The 19,905-nt window shown below is 59.3% G+C and carries 22 protein-coding genes; 20 read left to right on the top strand and 2 right to left on the bottom strand.

The genetic code is table 11. The annotated features are described in order from the left end of the window. Window positions 1-102 precede the first annotated feature (102 nt). A complete protein-coding gene (gene rpmB, locus HMPREF7215_RS01290; protein WP_040550057.1) occupies window positions 103-297 on the bottom strand; it encodes a 50S ribosomal protein L28 in 195 nt (64 codons plus the stop codon). Window positions 298-449: 152 nt separating this feature from the next. On the opposite strand from rpmB, the gene xseB reads away from it, so the two are divergent. From xseB to HMPREF7215_RS01260, 6 genes are all read left to right on the top strand, one after another. Further along, on the top strand, window positions 450-674 hold the full coding sequence (xseB, locus tag HMPREF7215_RS01285) for an exodeoxyribonuclease VII small subunit (RefSeq protein WP_009163762.1): 225 nt from the start codon (window positions 450-452) through the stop codon (window positions 672-674). Continuing rightward, window positions 664-1,557, top strand: a complete 894-nt coding sequence (locus tag HMPREF7215_RS01280) for a polyprenyl synthetase family protein (protein WP_009163761.1) — start codon at window positions 664-666, stop codon at window positions 1,555-1,557. Before xseB ends, HMPREF7215_RS01280 begins: the two co-directional genes overlap by 11 nt. Before the next feature lies 1 nt (window position 1,558). Then, complete coding sequence (gene dxs / locus HMPREF7215_RS01275; RefSeq protein WP_009163760.1) at window positions 1,559-3,397, top strand: 1-deoxy-D-xylulose-5-phosphate synthase; 1,839 nt, start codon at window positions 1,559-1,561, stop codon at window positions 3,395-3,397. Further along, window positions 3,378-4,190 carry a TlyA family RNA methyltransferase gene (locus HMPREF7215_RS01270; RefSeq protein ID WP_009163759.1) on the top strand — a complete coding sequence of 271 codons (813 nt, stop codon included), beginning with the start codon at window positions 3,378-3,380 and terminating at the stop codon, window positions 4,188-4,190. The genes dxs and HMPREF7215_RS01270 overlap by 20 nt, the downstream gene beginning before the upstream one ends. Before the next feature lie 174 nt (window positions 4,191-4,364). Further along, window positions 4,365-5,240, top strand: a complete 876-nt coding sequence (locus HMPREF7215_RS01265) for an NAD(+)/NADH kinase (RefSeq protein WP_009163758.1) — start codon at window positions 4,365-4,367, stop codon at window positions 5,238-5,240. Beyond that, entirely contained in the window at window positions 5,233-6,942 is a 1,710-nt protein-coding gene (locus tag HMPREF7215_RS01260; protein WP_009163757.1) for an AAA family ATPase, read from the top strand. Before HMPREF7215_RS01265 ends, HMPREF7215_RS01260 begins: the two co-directional genes overlap by 8 nt. 52 nt (window positions 6,943-6,994) lie before the next feature. On the opposite strand, the gene HMPREF7215_RS01255 is transcribed toward HMPREF7215_RS01260, so the two are convergent. Then, window positions 6,995-7,672 (bottom strand): GntR family transcriptional regulator, encoded by a 678-nt coding sequence (locus tag HMPREF7215_RS01255; RefSeq protein ID WP_009163756.1) that lies wholly within the window; start codon window positions 7,670-7,672, stop codon window positions 6,995-6,997. Window positions 7,673-7,873: 201 nt separating this feature from the next. Here HMPREF7215_RS01255 and HMPREF7215_RS01250 point away from each other — a divergent pair, with 201 nt between their 5' ends. From HMPREF7215_RS01250 to rplT, 14 genes are all read left to right on the top strand, one after another. Continuing rightward, complete coding sequence (locus tag HMPREF7215_RS01250) at window positions 7,874-8,836, top strand: L-threonine 3-dehydrogenase (protein WP_009163755.1); 963 nt, start codon at window positions 7,874-7,876, stop codon at window positions 8,834-8,836. Between the two features lie 36 nt (window positions 8,837-8,872). Further along, window positions 8,873-10,099: an aminotransferase class I/II-fold pyridoxal phosphate-dependent enzyme gene (locus tag HMPREF7215_RS01245; protein ID WP_009163754.1), complete on the top strand. Its 1,227-nt coding sequence runs from the start codon at window positions 8,873-8,875 to the stop codon at window positions 10,097-10,099. Between the two features lie 213 nt (window positions 10,100-10,312). Continuing rightward, window positions 10,313-10,579 carry a 30S ribosomal protein S15 gene (gene rpsO, locus HMPREF7215_RS01240; RefSeq protein ID WP_009163753.1) on the top strand — a complete coding sequence of 89 codons (267 nt, stop codon included), beginning with the start codon at window positions 10,313-10,315 and terminating at the stop codon, window positions 10,577-10,579. A 197-nt stretch (window positions 10,580-10,776) separates the two neighbouring features. Next, window positions 10,777-13,032, top strand: coding sequence for a polyribonucleotide nucleotidyltransferase (locus HMPREF7215_RS01235; protein ID WP_009163752.1), 2,256 nt, complete (start codon window positions 10,777-10,779; stop codon window positions 13,030-13,032). Between the two features lie 2 nt (window positions 13,033-13,034). Then, on the top strand, window positions 13,035-13,472 hold the full coding sequence (gene dut / locus HMPREF7215_RS01230; protein ID WP_009163751.1) for a dUTP diphosphatase: 438 nt from the start codon (window positions 13,035-13,037) through the stop codon (window positions 13,470-13,472). A gap of 81 nt (window positions 13,473-13,553) precedes the next feature. Then, on the top strand, window positions 13,554-15,476 hold the full coding sequence (gene thrS, locus HMPREF7215_RS01225) for a threonine--tRNA ligase (protein WP_009163750.1): 1,923 nt from the start codon (window positions 13,554-13,556) through the stop codon (window positions 15,474-15,476). Between the two features lie 286 nt (window positions 15,477-15,762). Beyond that, window positions 15,763-16,071 carry a type II toxin-antitoxin system RelB/DinJ family antitoxin gene (locus HMPREF7215_RS01220; RefSeq protein WP_009163749.1) on the top strand — a complete coding sequence of 103 codons (309 nt, stop codon included), beginning with the start codon at window positions 15,763-15,765 and terminating at the stop codon, window positions 16,069-16,071. After that, on the top strand, window positions 16,068-16,412 hold the full coding sequence (locus HMPREF7215_RS01215) for a type II toxin-antitoxin system RelE/ParE family toxin (protein WP_040550048.1): 345 nt from the start codon (window positions 16,068-16,070) through the stop codon (window positions 16,410-16,412). The genes HMPREF7215_RS01220 and HMPREF7215_RS01215 overlap by 4 nt, the downstream gene beginning before the upstream one ends. Window positions 16,413-16,896: 484 nt before the next feature. Next, complete coding sequence (locus HMPREF7215_RS01210) at window positions 16,897-17,241, top strand: hypothetical protein (RefSeq protein ID WP_009163746.1); 345 nt, start codon at window positions 16,897-16,899, stop codon at window positions 17,239-17,241. Between the two features lie 407 nt (window positions 17,242-17,648). Next, on the top strand, window positions 17,649-17,927 hold the full coding sequence (locus tag HMPREF7215_RS01205) for a type II toxin-antitoxin system RelB/DinJ family antitoxin (RefSeq protein WP_009163745.1): 279 nt from the start codon (window positions 17,649-17,651) through the stop codon (window positions 17,925-17,927). Next, window positions 17,924-18,214 (top strand): type II toxin-antitoxin system YafQ family toxin, encoded by a 291-nt coding sequence (locus HMPREF7215_RS01200; RefSeq protein WP_009163744.1) that lies wholly within the window; start codon window positions 17,924-17,926, stop codon window positions 18,212-18,214. The genes HMPREF7215_RS01205 and HMPREF7215_RS01200 overlap by 4 nt, the downstream gene beginning before the upstream one ends. A 482-nt stretch (window positions 18,215-18,696) precedes the next feature. Then, window positions 18,697-19,215 carry a translation initiation factor IF-3 gene (gene infC, locus HMPREF7215_RS01195; protein ID WP_232205496.1) on the top strand — a complete coding sequence of 173 codons (519 nt, stop codon included), beginning with the start codon at window positions 18,697-18,699 and terminating at the stop codon, window positions 19,213-19,215. Between the two features lie 27 nt (window positions 19,216-19,242). Next, complete coding sequence (rpmI, locus tag HMPREF7215_RS01190; RefSeq protein WP_009163741.1) at window positions 19,243-19,443, top strand: 50S ribosomal protein L35; 201 nt, start codon at window positions 19,243-19,245, stop codon at window positions 19,441-19,443. Between the two features lie 27 nt (window positions 19,444-19,470). Further along, on the top strand, window positions 19,471-19,827 hold the full coding sequence (rplT, locus tag HMPREF7215_RS01185) for a 50S ribosomal protein L20 (protein WP_009163740.1): 357 nt from the start codon (window positions 19,471-19,473) through the stop codon (window positions 19,825-19,827). The last annotated feature ends 78 nt before the right edge of the window (window positions 19,828-19,905 follow it).

Here is a 19,905-nt window from a genome sequence, read left to right as displayed (position 1 = left end):
TAAAAAAAGAGGCCCTTTCGGGCCTCTTGGCGTGTCGTTCTACCGGAAAAGTTCCGGCTGAAATCATTGGCAGCACAAGGAGCAGCGGCTTGTCCGTTTTGATTAGAGCGCTCTCTTGACTTTTCCGGAACGAAGGCAACGGGAGCAGATGCGCATTCTCTTCGCTTCGCCGCCGCCGAGATCCACGCGGACGGAGAAAAGGTTGAGCAGCCAGCGTCTGCGAGTTCTGCGATGAGAGTGGCTCAGCTGATTTCCCGTCGCAGGACCGCGACCACAGCAGTCACATACCTGGGACATTTAAAGCAGCCTCCTTTGTGTAGTGTTCAGTAACAACCAGTGAATTTTAACACAGGTACGGCCATTAAGGCAAATGATTTCGGAGATCTGAATATTTTCTTTAAGGAGAACATTTTTTCTCTCTGCGGGGAGCTTTGATTGGAGTCGTGAAGATGGACTATTCAGCAAAAATCGGACGTCTTGAGGAAATCTTGAAAAGCATGGAGCATACGGCCATGCCGCTTGAACAGACGCTGGCGCTCTATGAAGAAGGGCAGAAGCTTGTGGCCGAATGCCGTCAGTTCCTTGCCGAAGCGGAGGGAAAGGTCAAGAAGCTGGAGGCCGACGGAACGTTGAGCGACTTTGGCCGGCAGGAAGAAGATAAAGATGGACTTTAAAGAAGAACTGAGCTGCCGCTCGGCTTTTTTTGAAAGATCGCTGCGGACTTTTTGCGAAGAGGAGCGTCGTCGCATTCCAGCGCGGCTGCGCGAGGCCATGAATTATTCTTTGCTGGCGGGCGGCAAGCGCCTGCGCCCGATTTTGTGCATGGCCGGAGCGGAGATCATGGGAGAAAAAGCCGAGAGCGTTTTGCCGATGGCGACGGCGTTCGAAATGGCGCACACCGCGTCCTTGATTCACGACGACCTGCCCTGCATGGACAACGACAGTCTGCGACGCGGCAAGCCGACGAACCACGTCGTTTACGGCGAATCTCTGGCGCTGCTGGCCGGCGACGCGCTGTTTCTTGACGCGTTCGAGACCGCGCTCGCCGGTCTGCTGAAAAACGGCGCCGAACCGCAACGCTGCGTCCGGGCCCTCGCTCTTTTCGCGCAGGCGCTCGGCCCGGAAGGAATCTGCGGCGGCCAGGTGCTCGACACGGATCGCGCCAGCCAGACAGACGAACGGGATTTTGTCGTGGACGTCGCTTCGATGAAGACGATGGTGCTGATCCGCGCTTCGCTGTGCGCGGGAGCCATCTTGGCGGGGGCGGACGGCGAAGCGCTGCGGCGGCTCATGAAATACGGCGAGAACGTGGGACTGGCGTTCCAAATCGCCGACGACCTTCTCGACTGTACCGGTTCGCAGTCTGCGATGGGAAAGACGCTCGGCAAAGACGAAGCGCAGGACAAACGCACGTTCGTGCGCGCCTATGGTCTCGACGGCGCCCGCGCGCTGCTTCATGAGAAAACGCTGAACGCCGAAAAACAACTGGAGCCGTTCGCAGAAAAAGGCGCGTTCCTGCGGGCGCTGGCCGCCTATCTAGAGCACAGGTCGAATTGACATGGCGCTGCTGGACGACATCAAGGAACCGGGAGACGTAAAAAAGCTCTCCGAGAAAGAGCTTCCCGGACTGATCGACGAAGTGCGTTCGCGCATCGTCGACGTCACGCTGAAAAACGGCGGACATCTGGCTTCCTCTTTGGGAGCGGTGGAACTGATCGTGGCGCTGCTGCGGGTCTTCGATCCGCGGTACGATCGCGTTGTGTTCGACGTGGGGCATCAGGCCTATGCGTGGAAGATTTTGACAGGGCGCAACGCCCGTTTCGAGACGCTGCGGACGGAGGGCGGCGTCAGCGGTTTTCCGAAAATGAGCGAAAGCCCGTACGACCACTTCGGCGTCGGACACAGCAGTACCTCGCTTTCGGCGGCTTTGGGATACGCGGTCGCGCGCGATCTGCGCGGCGAAAAGCATCACGTCGTCGCCGTCATCGGCGACGGGGCGCTGATCAACGGCGAAGCTTTCGAAGCGCTGAATCACGCCGGTTCTCTCGACAATCCCGTGATCTTCGTCCTCAACGACAACGCCATGTCGATCAGCCCGCGCGTGGGCGGCATGGCGCTGCATCTGGCGAAACTGTCCACTTCCGCGCTGTACAAGGGCACGAAAAACGTCGTGAAGAGTTTTTGCCGAAAGGCGTTCCGCACCGACCGGGTCTATCGCCGTCTGGAGCGGATGAAGAACGCCGTCAAAAAAGTGCTGAGCCGCGGCAATCTTTTCAGCGACATGGGGCTGACGTACTGGGGCCCTTTCGACGGACACGACGAACAGGAGCTCGAGCGCGTCTTCGCCCTGGCGAAAAATTACGACGGTCCCCTGCTGATCCACGTGCTCACGGAAAAAGGCAAGGGGTACGCGCCGGCCGAAGAAAATCCCGTCGCCTATCACGGCGTCGCCGCCGCGGGGAAAACGCCTGCGAATTCGGCGAGCTGGAGCGGGGCGGCGGCCGCGTGCATCGAAGAGCTGGCGGAAAAAGATCCCCGCGTCACGGTCCTGACCCCGGCCATGACGGAAGGATGCGCGCTGAATCATTTCCGCGCCGCTTTCCCGCGACGTTTTTTCGACGTAGGCATCGCCGAAGAACACATGCTCACGTTCGCCGCGGGACAGGCCGCCGGCGGCCTCAGGCCGATCGCCTGCGTCTATTCGACGTTTTTGCAGCGGGCGATGGACCAGCTGGTGCACGATATCTGCCTGCAGCGGCTGCCGGTGATCCTTGCCGTGGACCGCGCCGGACTGGTGGGCGAGGACGGCGAGACGCATCAGGGACTGTTCGACATGAACTGGGCCAGCGCCGTTCCCAACCTGAAAGTCTGGGCGCCTTACGACTGTCGCTCGCTGAAAGCCGCCTTCGAGAGCGCGGCGCGCTGTGAGGGGCCGTCGCTGATCCGCTATCCGCGCGGCGGCGCCGTGGAACGGCTGACGCCGGCCGACGCTTTCGAGACGGCAGATTTCGCCTTCGTGAATCGGAACAGCTCGTGGTGCGTCGCTGCGGCCGGTTCGGCCTGCCAGATCGCGCGCCGGGCCGCCAAACTCGTTGACGAACGCGTCGGCGCGGCGCCCGACCTGCTCTATCTGAACCGCGTTTCTCCGCTGCCGGAAGAGGCGCTGGCGCGACTGGACGGAAAAAAACTCCTCGTCACGGCCGAAGAAGCGTATGAGCGCGGCGGTCTGGGCGAGCACTTGGCTTTGTTTTGCGCGGAGCGCGGTTTGCGGTGCGCCGTGCGGGCGGTGGCGCTGCCGGCGGCCTTCGTCGCGCCGGGCACGCCGGCGCAACAGCGAAAGCGCCTCGGCCTGACGCCCGAAAGGATCGTGGAAATCTATGAGCGCCAGATGCGTTAAAAAACGGCTCGATCTGCGGCTGGTCGAAGAGGGGCTGGCCGATTCCGTTCAGGCGGCCGGCGCTCTGGTCATGGCCGGGGAGGTCCTGGTCGACGGTCAACCGGCGTCCGGCGCCGGGCAGCCGGTGAAGGACGCCGCCGTCGTGCGCCTGAAAAGCGGTTCCGGCGGCTGGGTCAGCCGCGGCGCCCATAAACTGCTGACGGCGATCGAGCGTTTTCATTTGAAATTGGAAGGCCGCGTTTGCCTCGACGTCGGCGCTTCGACGGGCGGTTTTACCCAGGTGATGCTTAAGTACGGCGCGGCGAAAGTCTACGCCGTCGACGTCGGTTATGGGCTGCTCGATTGGAGCCTGCGCACGGATCCGCGGGTCGTCGTCATGGAACGCCGGAACGCCCGTTTCCTGACGGGGGAGATGTTTTCGCCGCGGCCGGGTTTCGTCTGCAGCGACGCCTCCTTCATATCGCTGCGCCTGCTGCTGAACCCGATGGCGGCGGCCAGCGCCGAGAATGCCGAAGCCGTGGTGCTGGTCAAACCGCAGTTCGAAGCCCGCCGCGAAGACCTCGGCAAAGGCGGCGTGGTGCGCTCACCCGAAGTTCACCGTGCCGTGCTGGAAGAGCTGGCCGATTTTATCGGCCGGGAAACTCCGTGGGGGATGGAAGAGGCGACGTGGTCGGAAATCAAGGGTCCCAAGGGCAACATCGAATTCCTGTTCCATTTAAGAAAAAATATAACGTCGGCGGAAGTGGATTTTTGTGGGCTGGTGCGCGCGAGCCACGAAGCTCTCGCCGGATGAGCGGAACTTTTTAAGGCGCCGGAGGAAACTGTGTCCCGTTTCCTCCGGCGCCTTTTTTGTTCGGGTGCGGGAATCGATGCTTTTGAATTGTCGGCTTCGTGAAATCTGCTATAATCGCATTGAATTCTTTTTGTGAAACGGAATCCCTGGTGTATTTCCGATGGAGGACAGTCGATGAAATTCGGCCTGATTGTTAATTTGTCGAAGCCCGAAGCGGTCCAGCTGGCTGAGGAGCTGTGCGCATGGGGAAGAAAGAGAAACAATCCCTTTTTGCTCTTTGCCGATGAGGCGCCGGCGCTTCGTCAGAGCGGGATCCCTCTTGACCGTTGGCTGGCGGAGGTCGAAACGGCGCTGGTGATCGGCGGCGACGGCACTTTTCTGCAGGCCGCCCATCTTGTGCAGCACAGCGGCATCAACCTGTTCGGCGTCTCCGTGGGACACTTGGGCTTCCTGGCGGTCGGCGATCCGCGGCGCGTGCGCGAACAGATCGAGCAAATCGAAAAGGGCGATTTTAAGATCGAACGGCGGCGTTGTCTCGAAGGCGTATTGGCGACGGAGGAGAAAGAACGGTGCGTTTTCGCTCTCAACGATCTCGTGCTCAGCAAGGGAATCCAGGCGCGGCTGGTCTCTCTCGACGTGCAGGTGCAGGGGAAGCCGATATGCGAATACCGCGCCGACGGCGTGATCGTCTCGACGCCCACGGGTTCCACCGCTTACGCCCTCTCGGCCGGCGGGCCGATCGTTCCGCCGTCGCTGGACTGCATGCTGCTGGTCCCCATTTGCGCGCACACGTTATATGCGCGCCCCACGCTGCTGGGGCCGGACGACTGTCTGACGCTGCGCCCGACGGAAAATTCCGAGCTGTTTTTGACGGTGGACGGCGCCGACGTTTATCCTCTTTCCAGCCGCGATCGTCTCGATGTGCGGCTCTCCAGGGATCACGGCGTCAACACCATCTCGCTGCCTCAGTTCGACTATTACGATCTGCTTCATGAAAAACTCCTGTGGGGCTGGAATCCAGTTTCCGAAAGGAGCGCCCGCCGTGCTTGAAGAGCTGAAACTCATTTCCGTGGGCGGCATCGGGCAGACTTCGCTGAACTTCGGCGCCGGTCTGACGGCGGTCACGGGCGAGAGCGGCGCCGGGAAGAGCAGCCTGGTGCGCGGCCTCGAACTGGTCTGCGGAAAACGCAGCTCCGGCGGCACGATTCGCGCCGGAGATGAAACAGCCGTCGCGGAAGCGTTCTTTTATCAGCCCGGTCGTCTGGAAGGCGTCGGCGAGGAGCTGCAGCCTCAGGATTGCTCGCTGGCGCTGCGGCGCGAACTGTCGCGCTCCGGGCGCGGCAAGTGTTCCGTCCAGGGGCAGACGGTGCCGCTGAACACCGTCTTGGAACTGGCCCCGCGTCTGATCACGATCCAGAGTCAGTTCGCCCAGCTCGAGCTGCTCGATCCCGACCGCCAGCTCAAAATCCTCGACGCCTGCGGCGGTGACGAGTTGAAAGAAACGAAGGCGCGGCTGGAAAAGGAATTCCATGAAGTGTTGGACTGCGAAAGAGAGCTGCGCCGCAACAAGCAGCGCGAGCAGGAAATCACGTCGGCTTACGGGGCGCTGTCCGAGATCGCGCCTTTTTTGGAACGCGCCGGTCTGCAGCCTGACAGCGAAGAACGGCTGAACGAGGACTTCGCCGAAGCGGAGCGAGAACTCAAGCGCCTCCACGAGCTGCGCGGCCGCTTCCGCATGCTGCAAAACCAGGAAAGCGGCGGCCTGATCTCCGAACTTTCGGGCGTCCTCAGCGACCTTTCCAGACTCGTGCCCTCCGGGAGCCGCGAAGCGCTTGGCGAGACGTCGCAAAAAGCGCTCGCCGTTCTCGAGGACGTCGCGGACAAAATCGGCGCGCTGGCCTCTTCGGAAACGATTGAGAATCTCGAAGCGGAACTGGAAGTTCTTGAAACTTCCCTCGGTCAGATTCGCAAGAGCAAGCGCCTGGCCAAGGTGAACACCGTCGAGGAATTGTTGGAGTACTGGCATAAAGGCGAAGAGGAATTGCGCTGGCTGAGCGGATCGGGAAAAATCCAGTCCGAACTGAACGAGAAAATCGCGGCCGCCAAGAAAGCCGTCGCGAAGGAGGCGCGTACGCTGCTGGAACAGCGCACCGCGGCGGCGCTGGCGCTGCAGGCGCGAGTCAGCGAGAACCTTGCCGGCATGGCGATGGAGAACACGCAGTTTCGCATCCGCATCACCGAAACGAATAAGCTGAAAGCGAACGGCGCCGAGAAGGTGGACTTCGTCCTGCGGCGCGGCAGTCAGGAAATTCCCGTGGCCAAAGCGGCTTCCGGCGGCGAGCTGAGCCGCATCCTTCTGGCCATCCAGATCTCGCTTCCCGACGAGCTGATGCCGCCCACGGTCGTTTTCGACGAGGTGGAGGCTGGCCTGGGCGGACGGGCCGCTTATCTGACCGGCCTGAAGCTGCGCGAGCTGGCCGACCGTGTCCAGGTCATCCTGATCACCCATGAAGCCAGCATCGCGGCGCTGGCAAACCGACATTACCGCGTAGCGCGCCGCGGCACGCTCTCCACCGTGACGCATGTCGAGGGAGAAGAGCGGGTGAGGGAGATCGCGCGTATGCTCTCCGGGAACGATCGGGAAGAAGAGGCGCTTTCACATGCGCGCAAGCTGCTTGGCGCGGACGGCGCCGAGGAGGAAATCGTTTTTGATCCGGACCATTTTTTTGACGGAAAAAGCAGTCCCTTGTGATCGCCGGGCATAAGGCGACTGCAGGGGACTGCTTTTTGGGGAACGGGCAAAATTATTCGTGATTGCGATTCTGGACGTGGCGCATATAAGCTTGAAGGTCCTTGGACGTGTTGACAAGATGGCTTTCCAGAGCCTTGAGCGTGCGGTCGAGGTCATGGGCCTTCACGCCCGCGAGGATCTCGCGGTGCTGCTCCTCCGATTCCTTGCGCATGGAACTGAGATGGTTGCGGATGTAACGGTCGACCTGACGGCGCAGTTTGGCGAGCATATCGAGCGTCATCGGGCGGTCGGCCGGCTCGTACAGCGAGGAATGGAAGAGCACGTTCATGTCGCGCCATTTGACGGGATCTTCCTCTTTTTCCATCTTGTCCAGCAGGACCTCTTCTTCCTGAATCAGCGCGTTCGAGATCAGGTCGAAGGAGACTTTCATGATGCCCACCTCGAGCCAGGTGATCATGTCGTAAATTTCGCGGGCGTCTTCAAGACTCAGCCCGGAAACGATCGCGCCGCGGCGCCCGCGGAATTCGACCAGTCCTTCGATCTCGAGCTGCTTCAAAGCTTCCCGCAGCGGGATCGGGCTGACGCCCATCCGCGCCGCGAGCTGGTTCTGCAGCAACTGCTCGTTTTCCTGAAGAATCCCCCGATAAATGGCCTCGCGCAGCACGTTGGCGATGTAGTACGAGGCGGCCTTGTCTCCGCTGATACGAGGCATCAGCTCTTCCAATGTCATGTTTCAGATTTCTCCCTTCCCGAAAGCAAAATTTCTGCCTGGATACTATATTATTCTACTCTCTCGGAGTATAAAAATCCACGTCCTATTTTTATGTTATTTTATTATATATAGAATCTCATTTCGAATTATACTCATTTGACAAACAAACTTCGCCTCCATATACTTAAGAAAAATAAGAAGTCAACTGGAGGCGTTTTGATGAAAAAGATCATGGTTTCTGGCTGTCTCGGCCAGATCGGCACAGAGCTCGTCACCAAGCTGAGACATGATTACGGCGCGGAAAACGTTCTCGCGACCGATATCCGCGAGGACTCGGCCCATGTCCTTCCCGAAGGGCCTTTTGTGATTCTCGACGCCCGCGACGGCAAAAAGTATGCGGAGCAGGTCGAAAAGTTCAAGCCGGACACGATCTATCATTTGGCCGGACTGCTTTCCGCGACGGCCGAGAAGAAACCTCAGCTCGCCTGGGACATCAACATCAACGGGATCTGCAACGCCCTCGAATGCGGGCGGATCTATCACAGCGCCGTCTTTTTCCCCAGTTCCATCGCCGCCTTCGGTCCCGATACGCCTCGCGACAAAACGCCGCAGGACACGCTGCAGCGCCCCAATACGATCTACGGCGTGACGAAAGTGGCCAGCGAACTCCTGGCGGAATATTACCATAAAAAATGGGGCGTCGACACGCGCGGCGTGCGTTTCCCCGGCCTGATCTCCTACAAGACGCTGCCCGGCGGCGGCACCACCGACTACGCGGTCGACATTTACTATCAGGCCGTGCAGCAGGGCAAATACACCAGCTACATCGCCAAGGGCACCTACATGGACATGATGTACATTCCCGACGCGATCGACGGCATGATCCAGCTGATGGAAGCCGATCCGTCGCGTCTGGTCCACCGTTGCTGTTTCAACATCACCAGCATGAGTTTCGAGCCGGAACAGATCGCCGCGGCGATCCGCGCTCACATTCCTTCGTTCGCGCTGGATTACGCCGTCGATCCCGTCCGCCAGGCCATCGCCGACAGCTGGCCGAACTCTCTCGACGATTCGGCCGCCCGGACGGAATGGGACTGGAATCCCAAATACGACTTGGAGAGCATGACGGTGGACATGCTCAAAAACCTGCGCGTCAAACTCGGCGCCGCGGCGAAGTTTTAAGTGGAAAAATCTCGTAAGGCAGGAGGCGTTCATGCAATGAAAAAACTTGAAGCGGTACTGACGGCGGAGCTTGAAAAACTGAAACAGGAAGGCCGTCTGAAGGGCAAGGAACAGATCATCGTCGACGTGAAAAAGGGCGAAGGCGCCAAGGGGCCCCGTTATTTCCTGAAAGGGGAGGGCGCCAAGGAATTCATCCGCATGAATTCCAACTCCTATCTGGGTCTGTCGCTGCGCGAGGACATGATCGCCGCGGAGGAGGAGGGCACGCGCAAATACGGCGTCGGCCCCGGCGCGGTCCGCTTCATCAGCGGTACCTTCAAGGCTCACCGCGATCTCGAGCACAAGCTGGCCGCGTTCCACGGCCGCGAGGACGCCATGATCTTCAGCGCCGCCTATGTGACCGTCGGCGGCGTCCTGACCTCGCTGATCAGCAAGGAGACTTTCGTCGTCAGCGACGAGCTGAACCACAACAGCATCATCAACGCCATCAAACTGGGCTTGGGCAAGTCGGGACTGCGCGCCGTCTACAAACACAATTCCCTCGACGACCTCAAGCGCTGCCTGGACGAAGCCGTGCAGAGCGGCGCCAAGCGCGCTCTTGTCGTTACCGACGGCATCTTCAGCATGAGAGGCGACTACGCGCCGCTGAAGGAGATCGTCGAACTGGTGCACAGCTATGACGACCGTTTCGCCGAGGACGCGTTCGTCGTGGTAGACGATTCCCACGGCGTCGGCGCGTTCGGCCGCACGGGGCGCGGCACGGAAGAGATCACCGGCGCCCGCGTGGACGTGCTGATGGGCACGCTCGGCAAGGCGTACGGCGTCAACGGCGGCTATGTCGTCGGCTCGCGCGCGCTGATCACGTACCTGCGCGAGCACGCGGCCATGTACATCTACTCGAACCCCATCACCGTCGGCGAAGCGTACGCGGCCATGAAGGCGCTGGAGATCCTCGACAGCGAGGAAGGGCGCAGGATCCTCGCCCATCTGCGCACCGTGACCAAACGTTTCGAGGACGGCCTGGTCAAGCTCGGTTACGAGACGATCCCCGGCGAGCATCCCGTGACGCCGCTCGTGCTTCACGACACGGCCCGTACCAAGGCTCTCGTGGCGCACCTGACGGAGCGCGGCGTGCTGGCCACCGGCATGACCTATCCCGTGGTCCCCAAGGGCGCCGAGGAAATCCGCTTCCAGATCAACGCGGACCACACCGAAGCCGACATCGACGAAGTGCTGGCGGTGATCGCCTCGTTCAAGGGCTAAAATTGTTTTCCCGCGGCCGCCATTCCGGCGGCCGCTTTTCCCCCTTGCGAAAAAAAGCCTTGCAACTCTTGCGAAGCGATGCTACAATGCTTTTCGACCTGTTACTCCGTTGCTCCCTCTCGGGAGCTTCCCGTTCTGCTTTGCTTCCATGGAGCGCAAAGTCGGAGAGGAGCTACGTTGTTTCAGGATTATTGCCCCATGAGGTGAAGTATCATGTTGGAGAAGACAGTCAAAACAGAGCTTATCGAGAAGTATCGCGTGCATCCCACCGATACCGGTTCGCCCGAAGTGCAGATCGCCGTTCTCACGCAGAGGATCCGCGACCTCACCGATCACCTGCGCGTGCACGTCCACGACCACCATTCCAAGAAGGGCCTTCTGACCCTTGTCGGAAAGCGCCGCAAGCTTCTGCGCTACCTGAGCGGCAAGGATTTCAACCGCTACAAGCAGCTGATCGAGAGCCTGGGCCTTCGTCATTGAGCCAAACCGAAAAAGAGAGTCCCGTTTCGTCCGGGGCTCTCTTTCTTTTTTGACAAAAAAGTTTTTAGGGATTCTAGGGGCGGTTTTCTCGGATTTATTCGCTGATCTTGAAATTCGGCTCTCGCATTTACATGAAATTGTGATATTCTTACGCTATTATATATCGCGATCGAAAAGAAAGAGGAGGAGTCTTTTATATGGAAAAGACCTACACACTGAACGTCGGCGGTCAGGACCTGGTTTTCAAAACCGGAAAAGTCGCCAAGCAGGCGAACGCCGCCGTCGTGGCAAGCCACGGAGAAACGACCATTCTCACCACGGCCTGCATGTCGGACAAGCCCCGCGTGGGATTGGATTTCTTCCCGCTGCTCGTCGATTTTGAAGAACGCTATTACGCTGCCGGCAAGATCCCCGGCGGCTACATCAAGAGAGAAGGGCGCCCTTCGCAGACCGCCATTCTCAGCGCCCGCGTCGTCGATCGCTCGATCCGCTCGCTCTTCGACGATTCCATGCGCAACGACGTGCACGTCGTCGCCACGGTGCTGGCGGTCGACCAGAAAAATCCCGCCAACATCCTCGCCATCAACGCCGCTTCCATGGCGCTGACGATCTCCGACATCCCCTGGAGCGGCCCTGTGGGCGCGGTCCGCATGGGCTGCATCGACGGCGAACTCGTCGTCAATCCCACCGAGGACCGGATGGCCGAGAGCACGCTCGACCTGACGGTGGCCGGACATGCCGGCGGCATCACCATGGTCGAAGCCGGAGCCAGGGAAGTTCCCGAAGAGCTGCTCGTCAACGCCTTGCAGACGGCGCAGGACGAGATCAAAAAGATCGTCGCGTTCCAGCTCCAGGTCCGCGCGGAGATCGGCCAGCCCAAGGCGGTGCTGCCCGCGCCGCTGGCGATCGAAGAGATCGACCGCTGGGTGAAGGACAACCTGCGCGAGGAGACCGCAAAGGCCGTCATGATCCACGGCAAAAAGGAGCGCGGCGCCGCAATCTCCGCGCTGGTGGAGAAGACGACGGCCCATTTCGCCGACCTTTACGCCGATGCGGAAAGCTACATCGCCGGCGCGGTGGAATCGCTGGTCAAGAGCACGATGCGCACGATCACGGCCCGCGACAAGATCCGCGCCGACGGCCGTGCCACCGACGAGATCCGCCCGATTTCCTGCGAAGTGAACGTGCTGCCCAAAGTCCACGGTTCGGCGCTGTTCACCCGCGGCGAGACGCAGGCTCTGGTGGTCACCACGCTGGGCATGCTGGGCGAGGACGACCAGATCATTGACGGCCTGAAACTCGACGAGCCCAACAAGAGATTCCTGCTGCACTACAACTTCCCGCCGTATTCCGTGGGCGAGATCAAGCCCATGCGCGGCCCCGGGCGCCGCGAGATCGGCCACGGCGCCCTCGCCGAGCGCGCGCTGGCGCCGCTGGTGCCGGGCGAGGAAGAGTTCCCCTACGTGGTGCGCGTCGTCTCCGACATCCTCGAGTCCAACGGCTCCAGTTCGCAGGCCTCGATCTGCGGCGGCAGCCTTTCGATGATGGCCGCCGGCGTGCCCATGAAAAAGCACGTGGCCGGCATCGCCATGGGCCTGATCAAGGAAGGCGACGACATGGTCATCCTCACCGACATCCAGGGACTGGAAGACCATTACGGCGACATGGACTTCAAAGTCGCCGGCACCCGCGACGGCGTCACGGCGCTGCAGATGGACAACAAGGCCGGCGGCATCACCCGCGAGATCCTGTCCCGCGCGCTGATGCAGGCCCATCAGGCCCGCATGCAGATCCTCGACGCAATGGAAACCTGCATCCCCGAGCCCGCGCCCCTGTCGCCCAACGCGCCCCGCATCTTCACGATGAACATCGACGTGGACAAGATCCGCGACGTGATCGGCCCCGGCGGCAAAGTCATCCGCAACATCGTGCAGGAGAGCGGCGCCAAGATCAACGTCGAGGACGACGGCAGCGTGTACATCTGCGCCGTGTCGCCCGACAGCGTCGAGAAAGCCCGTCAGATGATCCACGACATTGTCCGCGAGGTCGAAGCCGGCGAAGCTTTCTACGGCACCGTCACCCGCCTGATGGCCTTCGGCGCGTTCGTCGAGGTGCTGCCCGGCAAGGAGGGGCTGCTTCACATCAGCGAGATCAGCACCAAGCACATCGGCAAGGTCGAAGACGTTTTCGCCCCCGGCGATCACGTCATCGTCGAAGTCAAGGAGATCGACGACCAGAACCGCATCAATCTGTCGCGCCGCCGCCTGCTGGCCGACCCCGCCCTGATCGAGTCGGCCGGGCTGACGCAGTACCTCCCTGCGGAAGAGGAACGCGACAAAATGATCGCCGCTTTGCCCGATGCGTCCGCCCCGTCGCGCGACCGGGCGCCCCGCCGCGACGGCGACCGCGAGCGCCGGGGAGACCGCGGTCCGTTCCGCCGCGACCGCCGCTGATCATGACGCTGACCGTCAAGATCCGGCGCGAGAGCGAAAACATCCCGCTGCCCGAGTACGCTACGCCTCAGGCGGCGGGAATGGACCTTCGCGCCAGCGAAGACGCGGTGCTCGAACCCGGCAAAATCGTCAGCGTCGGGACTGGCCTTCACATCGAACTGCCCGCAGGGTATGAAGCGCAAATTCGCCCCCGCAGCGGACTGGCGCTGAAGTACGGCATTTCGCTGCCGAACGCGCCGGGCACGATCGACGCCGATTATCGCGGCGAAATCCGCGTGATTCTGGTAAATTTGGGGCGCGAGCCTTTTTCCGTCCATGCGGGCGACCGTATCGCCCAGATGGTGGTGGCTCCCGTCACAAGGATCGGCTGGCAGCCCAGCGAAACGCTCAGCGAAACGAGCCGTCAGAATGGCGGCTTCGGCAGCACGGGAACCCGTTAAGGCCCGTCGAGACAATACCGGTACCACAATGCAGCGCGCTGCGCAGAGTAAGCGCATCGCGCTTGAGAAGGAGGCAACAAAATGTTCAAATATCGGGGCCCCGAAGGGCAAACGCTGGAAAGCGAAGCGCTCAAGGCCGGAGACATCCTTTCCCGGTGGAAGCTGGACAAGGGAGCCGTCGCCGCTTTCGTCGACGGAGAAGAAAAAGATCTCGACGTCGTGATCGACCACGACGCGGAGGTCAAACCGATCACGCCGGAGACGGAAGAGGGCATCGAAATCGTCCGCCACTCCACGGCACATCTGCTGGCCGAGGCCGTCATGAACCTGTACCCGGCCGCCAAGGTGGCCATCGGCCCGACAATCAAAGACGGCTTTTACTACGACATCGAGTTTCCCGAGACGGTCTCCGAGGAGATCTTGCCCGCGCTTGAAAAAGAAATGCGCCGCATCGCCAAGCGCTCCATCCCGCTGCGCCGCGAACGGGTCGGCGTAGCCGACGCCATCAAACTGTTCAGGGAGCGCAACGATCCCTACAAAGTCGAAATTCTCGAGGGCGTCGGCGACGAGACCGTCAACCTGTACTGGCAGGACGATTACGTCGATCTGTGCCGCGGCCCGCACGTCCCCAACACGCGCTTTTTGAAGCACTTCAAGCTGCTGTCGATGGCTGGGGCGTACTGGCGCGGCGACGAGCACAACATCATGCTGACCCGCATCTACGGCACCGCCTTCAACACGCAGGAAGAGCTCGACGCCTACATCACCCGCATGGAAGAGGCGCGCCGCCGCGACCACCGCAAGCTCGGCAAGGAACTCGACCTGTTCAGCCTTCACAACGAAGGCGTCGGCTTCCCGTTCTTCCATCCCAAAGGCATGGTCGTCATGAACAAGCTCATGTCCTTCTGGCGCCGCCTGCATTTTCTCAACGGCTATACCGAGGCCCGCACGCCGCAGATCCTCAACCGCGATCTGTGGCTCCGTTCCGGCCACTGGGACCATTACCGCGAGAACATGTACTTCACCACCATCGACGACATCCCGCACGCGATCAAGCCCATGAACTGCCCGGGCGGCATCATCATCTACAAGACCAGCAAGCACAGCTATCGCGAGCTGCCCATCCGCATGGGCGAGCTGGGCGTCGTGCACCGCCACGAGCTTTCCGGCGCGCTGCACGGTCTGATGCGCGTGCGCTGCTTCACACAGGACGACGCTCATCACTTCTGCACGCCCGAACAGATCAAGGACGAAGTGAAGCTAATCATGAAGCTGAACGACTACGTGTACACGCACGTCTTCGGCTTCAAGTATCATGTCGAACTGTCGACCCGCCCCGAGAACTCCATGGGCAGCGACGAGCTCTGGGAGATCGCCGAGAACGCCCTGAGCGAGACCCTCGCGGAGACAGGCACGCCTTATGTGCTCAACCCCGGCGACGGCGCGTTCTATGGCCCCAAGATCGACTTCCACCTCGAAGACTGCATCGGCCGCACCTGGCAGTGCGGCACCATCCAGCTCGACTTCACGATGCCCGAGAAGTTCGACATGACCTACGTCGGCGCTGACGGCAGGGAACACCGCCCCGTCATGCTGCACCGCACGATCCTGGGCAGCATCGAGCGCTTCATGGGCATCCTCATCGAGAACTACGCCGGCGCGTTCCCTTATTGGCTGGCCCCCGTGCAGGTCAAGCTGCTCGCGGTGAGCGACGACCATTTGCCCTACGCCCGCGAAGTGGCCGAGAAGCTTCAGAACCTGAACGTCCGCGTCGAAATCGACCGCCGCGACGAAAAGCTGGGACGCAAGATCCGCGACGCGCAGATGGAAAAGGTGCCCTACATGCTCGTGATCGGCGACAAGGAAGTGGAAGCGCGCACCGTGGCCGTCCGCGACCGCGCCAAGGGCGACCTCGGCAGCATGGACTTCGCCGCCTTCACCGGGCTCCTGGCGGAACAGTACGATCCCGAAAAGGAAAACTTCCGCGTCAGGCTCGGTCAGTGACGCGGAAACGGAGAACGGCCGCGGCGGCGCGGATGAAAAAGAAGATATTCAGCCGCCTTGCCGCGGCAAACTTCATATCGAAACAAGACGACAGCGTTGGAAGGCAGCCCCTTCCAGCGCTGTTTGTTATGCGGTGACGGCCGCGCCCCGATCGGCCTTTCGTTTTTTTGCCCGCGCCGCGTTTGGACGACGGACATCTCCTTTATTAAACAGCGAAGATTTCTGCAATATGACTTGCGATTGTGCGTACAATCGCGTACAATGGACTCAAAAAGGAGGGATCTTCATGGCACAGAAATCTGCTAATTTATATGTAAGGATCGAACCGGATGTCAAAGAACAGGCGGAAAGCATTTTATCTGCGTTAGGTGTGCCGGCTTCCAATGCCATCAATATGTTTTACAAACAGATCATCATCCACAGAGGGCTTCCGTTTGAAGTTGTACTTCCCGCCAGGAGACCGCTTGATCTGTCGGAAATGAGCGCAGTGGAGTTGTCGGAGGAACTTGAGAAAGGATATGCGGACATGAAGGCTGGGAGAACTAAGCCGGCGAAGGAGGTCTTTTCAGCGATCCGTAAAGGCTATGCCTTATGACGAGATATGAGACGGCTATTTCTTGCCAAGCAGAGCAGGACCTACGGGAAATATTCGAATATATTGCCTTTGAACTGCTCGCTCCTGAGAGTGCGAATTCTCAACTTACACGGCTGGAACGTGCGATAGGGAAACTTGAAACGTTTCCGGAAAAGCACAGGCAATATGCAAAAGAACCTTGGAAAAGCAGGAATCTCAGGGTAATGCCGGTAGATGATTATTGTGTTTTCTATATCCCCGACAAAGAAGAAATGACAGCAACTGTCATTCGTGTGATCTATGGCGGCAGAGATATAGATAAACAATTAGAACAGTTCACAGATGATATACCAGAGGCATGATAATGGAAAACAAGAGTTGCAATATCTGCGGAAAGACGATCAATGTCAGTCCTGCCCGGAGGGATCGCTGATCCAAGTCGGCACGATGGATCGTACTGTCCCGCCGGAGGTTGGGGCGGAACAGTACGATCCCGAAAAGGAAAACTTCCGCGTCAGGCTCGGCCAGTGACGCGGAAACGGAGAACGACCGCGGCGGCGCGGATGAAAAAGAAGATATTCAGCCGCCTTGCTGCGGCAAACTTCATATCGAAACAAGACGACAGCGCTGGAAGGCCGCCCCTTCCAGCGCTGTTTGTTATGCGGCGACGGCCGCGGCGATACGCCTGGGCGAGCCTTCTCATCCTCGAAAAATAGCCGTTTGGATGACAGACTTTTGGGGGGAAAATATTAAAATTCCCGTGGTGAACCGTGAGATCACGGTCAACGCATAGGCTTGCGCCACGGATATTTTATCGTTTCAATTTTGCGAGGAGGTGTTTCGAAGATGAAAAGAAACACGTCATGCTGGGCGGCGCTGGCGGTGGATGGAGACTTTGAGAACCTGGACGCGAGCGGTGCCACGACGCTGGGCGGGACATTGGACGTGAATGGCGACACCACTTCGCTGGTTCTGGGAATCAACCGTTACTTCAGCGAAGACGTGCTGCTGAGCCTTGGCAGCACGATCGGCAGGCAGCCCATGGTGAATCTGGGCGTCTCGTTCCGTCTCGGGCGCGACGCCAAAAAAGTTTCCAGCCGTCGCCAGCTCCGTCAGGAGCTGAACGAACAGGACGCTCTGCTTCTTTCGCTGCTGCGCCGCGTCGAAAAGCTGGAGCAGGAACGCCGCTAAGTCCGCGGAAGCGACTCTTTGACGTAATCTCTCAGGCGGAATGATCTTCTGTCCGATCAGACGCAATGAAGCTTGCCCATCTATGGGGACAAACAGCCGCGCCGGAGGGGGGCATTGAAAATCTCCCGGCCGTATGAGTCGACATACGACATCATCAGATCGACGTCCCGCTGAGTCAACCCAGCCAATGAAAAATGAAGATTGGGATCGCTCCGCTTAAAAAATTGCGTTAGACTTAAAGCAGCCTTACCCGTTTCAGATTAAATGCAACTCCGGTTCCTGTTTTACATCACGATCACTCTGACGGGGTACGAGCAAGGTTTTATGTCATAATCTTCGTGCATCATATTGATCTTTTCGTGCAAATGCCATATAATCGAGCTGTTGGTGGAAAAGGAGATGATCGTATGGCTGGAACAACTACCAATATCAGCATCCGTATGGACAGTGACTTGAAAGCACAGGCAGACGCCTTATTCGGTGAGCTTGGCATGAATCTTACGACGGCTTTCAACATCTTTGTGCGTCAGTCTCTCCGTGAGGGGGGGATTCCCTTTGATATCTGCCTCCATCAGCCACGCCAGGAGACGATTGCCGCCATGCTGGAAGCGGAGAGGATTGCGAAAGACCCGTCAGTAAAGGGTTATACCGACCTTGACGAGCTGTTCGCGGACCTTAAAAAGTGAGACAGACAAAGCTGACCGTCAAACTGACCACGGCATTTAAGAAGGACTACAAGCTCGCAATGAAGCGGGGATTAAAACTCGAACTTCTGGATGCCGTGATCGAACAGCTTGCCATGGGAAAGGTTCTGCCGAAGATCTACAGGGATCATGAGCTGGCCGGAAGCTGGAAAGGACACAGGGAATGCCATATCCTCTCCGATTGGCTTTTGATCTATCGGATTGAAGAAAGCGTGCTGGTGCTGACTATCTCCCGAACGGGAACGCACGGCGACCTGTTTGATAAATGAGGATGGTGCTGTATGGGGAAAAACCGTACGGTACTGTCCCTTTGTTGTTTATACTGTTTCAGAAGATTCAGCGCGAGAGCGCGGCGAGGGAGATTCAGCGTTTCAGTCAAGAAAGAGCATCAGACGGCTGATATTTTGTTCTCATAAAGAGAGAGCGGCGGCGCTTCCGGAGCGCGAGCGCTAAATGACCGAGCTAGCCGCCTGGCTGCTGCGTCGGGAAAACTGACGAGCGTCGGCCGAAAGACGCGAAGTCGGCGCTTGCGCAATTCGCCGGCGAGTGTTATACTCTCACAAGCGATAGAGAAGCAGAGGGATCCCCTCTCGCCTTGGCGGCGTCTTTCGGCAGCTGCGAGGTCATGCGCGAACGTCACAATTTATGTGAATGTGCATGAGGAGAGGCGGGGCCTTTCCTCATTTTTTTGTCGCCGCAAAATTTTGTGGAGGTGACTCACATAGCTAAGAAAATGCCCGACGAGCCGCGAGTGAACGAAGAGATCAACGCCGAGCAAATCCTTGTGATCGACAACGAGGGCAAGAAACTGGGCGTTATGACTCCGGCTGAAGGAATCGCCGCAGCGGAAGAGCGTGAGCTGGATCTTGTGGAAGTCGCGCCGGACGGCAATCCGCCCGTGTGCCGCATCCTTGATTTCGGCAAGTACCGTTATCAGCAGCAGAAGCGCGACAAAGACGCCCGCAAGAAGCAGAAGGTGCAGGCGCTCAAGGAAATCAAGATGCGTCCCAAGATCGACGAACACGATTACGATTTCAAGACGAAGGCCGTGGTCAAGTTCCTTGAAAGCGGGCATCGCGTGAAAGTGTCCATATTCTTCCGCGGCAGAGAGATGGCGTTTTTGGACAAAGGCCGTGAGGTCATTAACCGCGTCGCGGCTGACTGCGCTGCCGTCGGCAGGATGGACGAAGAGCCGCGCATGGAAGGCCGCTATATGAGAGCGTTGTTTGTGCCGCTTTTTAGTTCCGCCAGGAGCGACGGCAAAGAATAGAAAGCGAATTTTACGGAGGTTGTCAGTATGGTCTGGAAAGCAAAGACTCATTCCGGCGCGAAAAAGCGCTTTTCGTACACGGGCAGCGGCAAGATCAAGTATCAGAAGAACGGACGCCGCCACCTTCTGAGCACCAAAAACGCCAAGAGACACCGCCGCCTGCGTCAGGCGGGGCTTCTTGCCAACGGGCAGGAAGAGATGCTGCGTCTGATGATGCCCGGCAAGTAAGTTCAAAATTTTCAGAGGTGAAGATCGATGCGCGTTAAAGCAGCCAGTTCCAGCGATAGAAAGTACAAAAAGCTTTTTTCCATCACCAAGGGATTTTTCGGCCATAAGAAGAACAATTACCGCCGCGCCCGCGAAGCCTATCTGCACGCCCTGAGCAGCATGTTCAAGGACCGCCGCCGCAAGAAGAGGGATTTCCGCCGTCTGTGGATCTCCCGCATCAACGCGGCCGCGCGCATGGAGGGCATGTCGTACAGTTTCTTCATGAACGGCCTGAAGAAGGCCGGCATCGAAGTGAACCGCAAGATGCTTGCCGATCTTGCCGTCAACGACATGGCGGCTTTCCGCGGTATTGCCGAGCAGGCTCGCCAGGCTTTGGCCAAGTAAGGTTGGACGAAGAGCTCTTCAACCTGTTCAATGAAGAGAGCGAAGGGCTCCTGTCACAGAATGACAGGAGCCCTTCTG

The sequence above is a fragment of the Pyramidobacter piscolens W5455 genome (assembly GCF_000177335.1).
Classification (GTDB): Bacteria; Synergistota; Synergistia; order Synergistales; family Dethiosulfovibrionaceae; genus Pyramidobacter; species Pyramidobacter piscolens.
The sequence above is the reverse complement of the archived record's forward strand: the minus strand, read 5'-3'. Positions and strand labels throughout refer to the sequence as shown.

Bases quoted from the DNA above. Each gene is read 5' to 3' on its own strand.
- rpmB (WP_040550057.1), bottom strand. From the start codon at position 297: ATGTCCCAGGTATGTGACTGCTGTGGTCGCGGTCCTGCGACGGGAAAT.
- xseB (WP_009163762.1), top strand. From the start codon at position 450: ATGGACTATTCAGCAAAAATCGGACGTCTTGAGGAAATCTTGAAAAGC.
- HMPREF7215_RS01280 (WP_009163761.1), top strand. From the start codon at position 664: ATGGACTTTAAAGAAGAACTGAGCTGCCGCTCGGCTTTTTTTGAAAGA.
- dxs (WP_009163760.1), top strand. From the start codon at position 1,559: ATGGCGCTGCTGGACGACATCAAGGAACCGGGAGACGTAAAAAAGCTC.
- HMPREF7215_RS01270 (WP_009163759.1), top strand. From the start codon at position 3,378: ATGAGCGCCAGATGCGTTAAAAAACGGCTCGATCTGCGGCTGGTCGAA.
- HMPREF7215_RS01265 (WP_009163758.1), top strand. From the start codon at position 4,365: ATGAAATTCGGCCTGATTGTTAATTTGTCGAAGCCCGAAGCGGTCCAG.
- HMPREF7215_RS01255 (WP_009163756.1), bottom strand. From the start codon at position 7,672: ATGACATTGGAAGAGCTGATGCCTCGTATCAGCGGAGACAAGGCCGCC.
- HMPREF7215_RS01250 (WP_009163755.1), top strand. From the start codon at position 7,874: ATGAAAAAGATCATGGTTTCTGGCTGTCTCGGCCAGATCGGCACAGAG.
- HMPREF7215_RS01245 (WP_009163754.1), top strand. From the start codon at position 8,873: ATGAAAAAACTTGAAGCGGTACTGACGGCGGAGCTTGAAAAACTGAAA.
- rpsO (WP_009163753.1), top strand. From the start codon at position 10,313: ATGTTGGAGAAGACAGTCAAAACAGAGCTTATCGAGAAGTATCGCGTG.
- HMPREF7215_RS01235 (WP_009163752.1), top strand. From the start codon at position 10,777: ATGGAAAAGACCTACACACTGAACGTCGGCGGTCAGGACCTGGTTTTC.
- dut (WP_009163751.1), top strand. From the start codon at position 13,035: ATGACGCTGACCGTCAAGATCCGGCGCGAGAGCGAAAACATCCCGCTG.
- thrS (WP_009163750.1), top strand. From the start codon at position 13,554: ATGTTCAAATATCGGGGCCCCGAAGGGCAAACGCTGGAAAGCGAAGCG.
- HMPREF7215_RS01220 (WP_009163749.1), top strand. From the start codon at position 15,763: ATGGCACAGAAATCTGCTAATTTATATGTAAGGATCGAACCGGATGTC.
- HMPREF7215_RS01215 (WP_040550048.1), top strand. From the start codon at position 16,068: ATGACGAGATATGAGACGGCTATTTCTTGCCAAGCAGAGCAGGACCTA.
- HMPREF7215_RS01210 (WP_009163746.1), top strand. From the start codon at position 16,897: ATGAAAAGAAACACGTCATGCTGGGCGGCGCTGGCGGTGGATGGAGAC.
- HMPREF7215_RS01205 (WP_009163745.1), top strand. From the start codon at position 17,649: ATGGCTGGAACAACTACCAATATCAGCATCCGTATGGACAGTGACTTG.
- rpmI (WP_009163741.1), top strand. From the start codon at position 19,243: ATGGTCTGGAAAGCAAAGACTCATTCCGGCGCGAAAAAGCGCTTTTCG.
- rplT (WP_009163740.1), top strand. From the start codon at position 19,471: ATGCGCGTTAAAGCAGCCAGTTCCAGCGATAGAAAGTACAAAAAGCTT.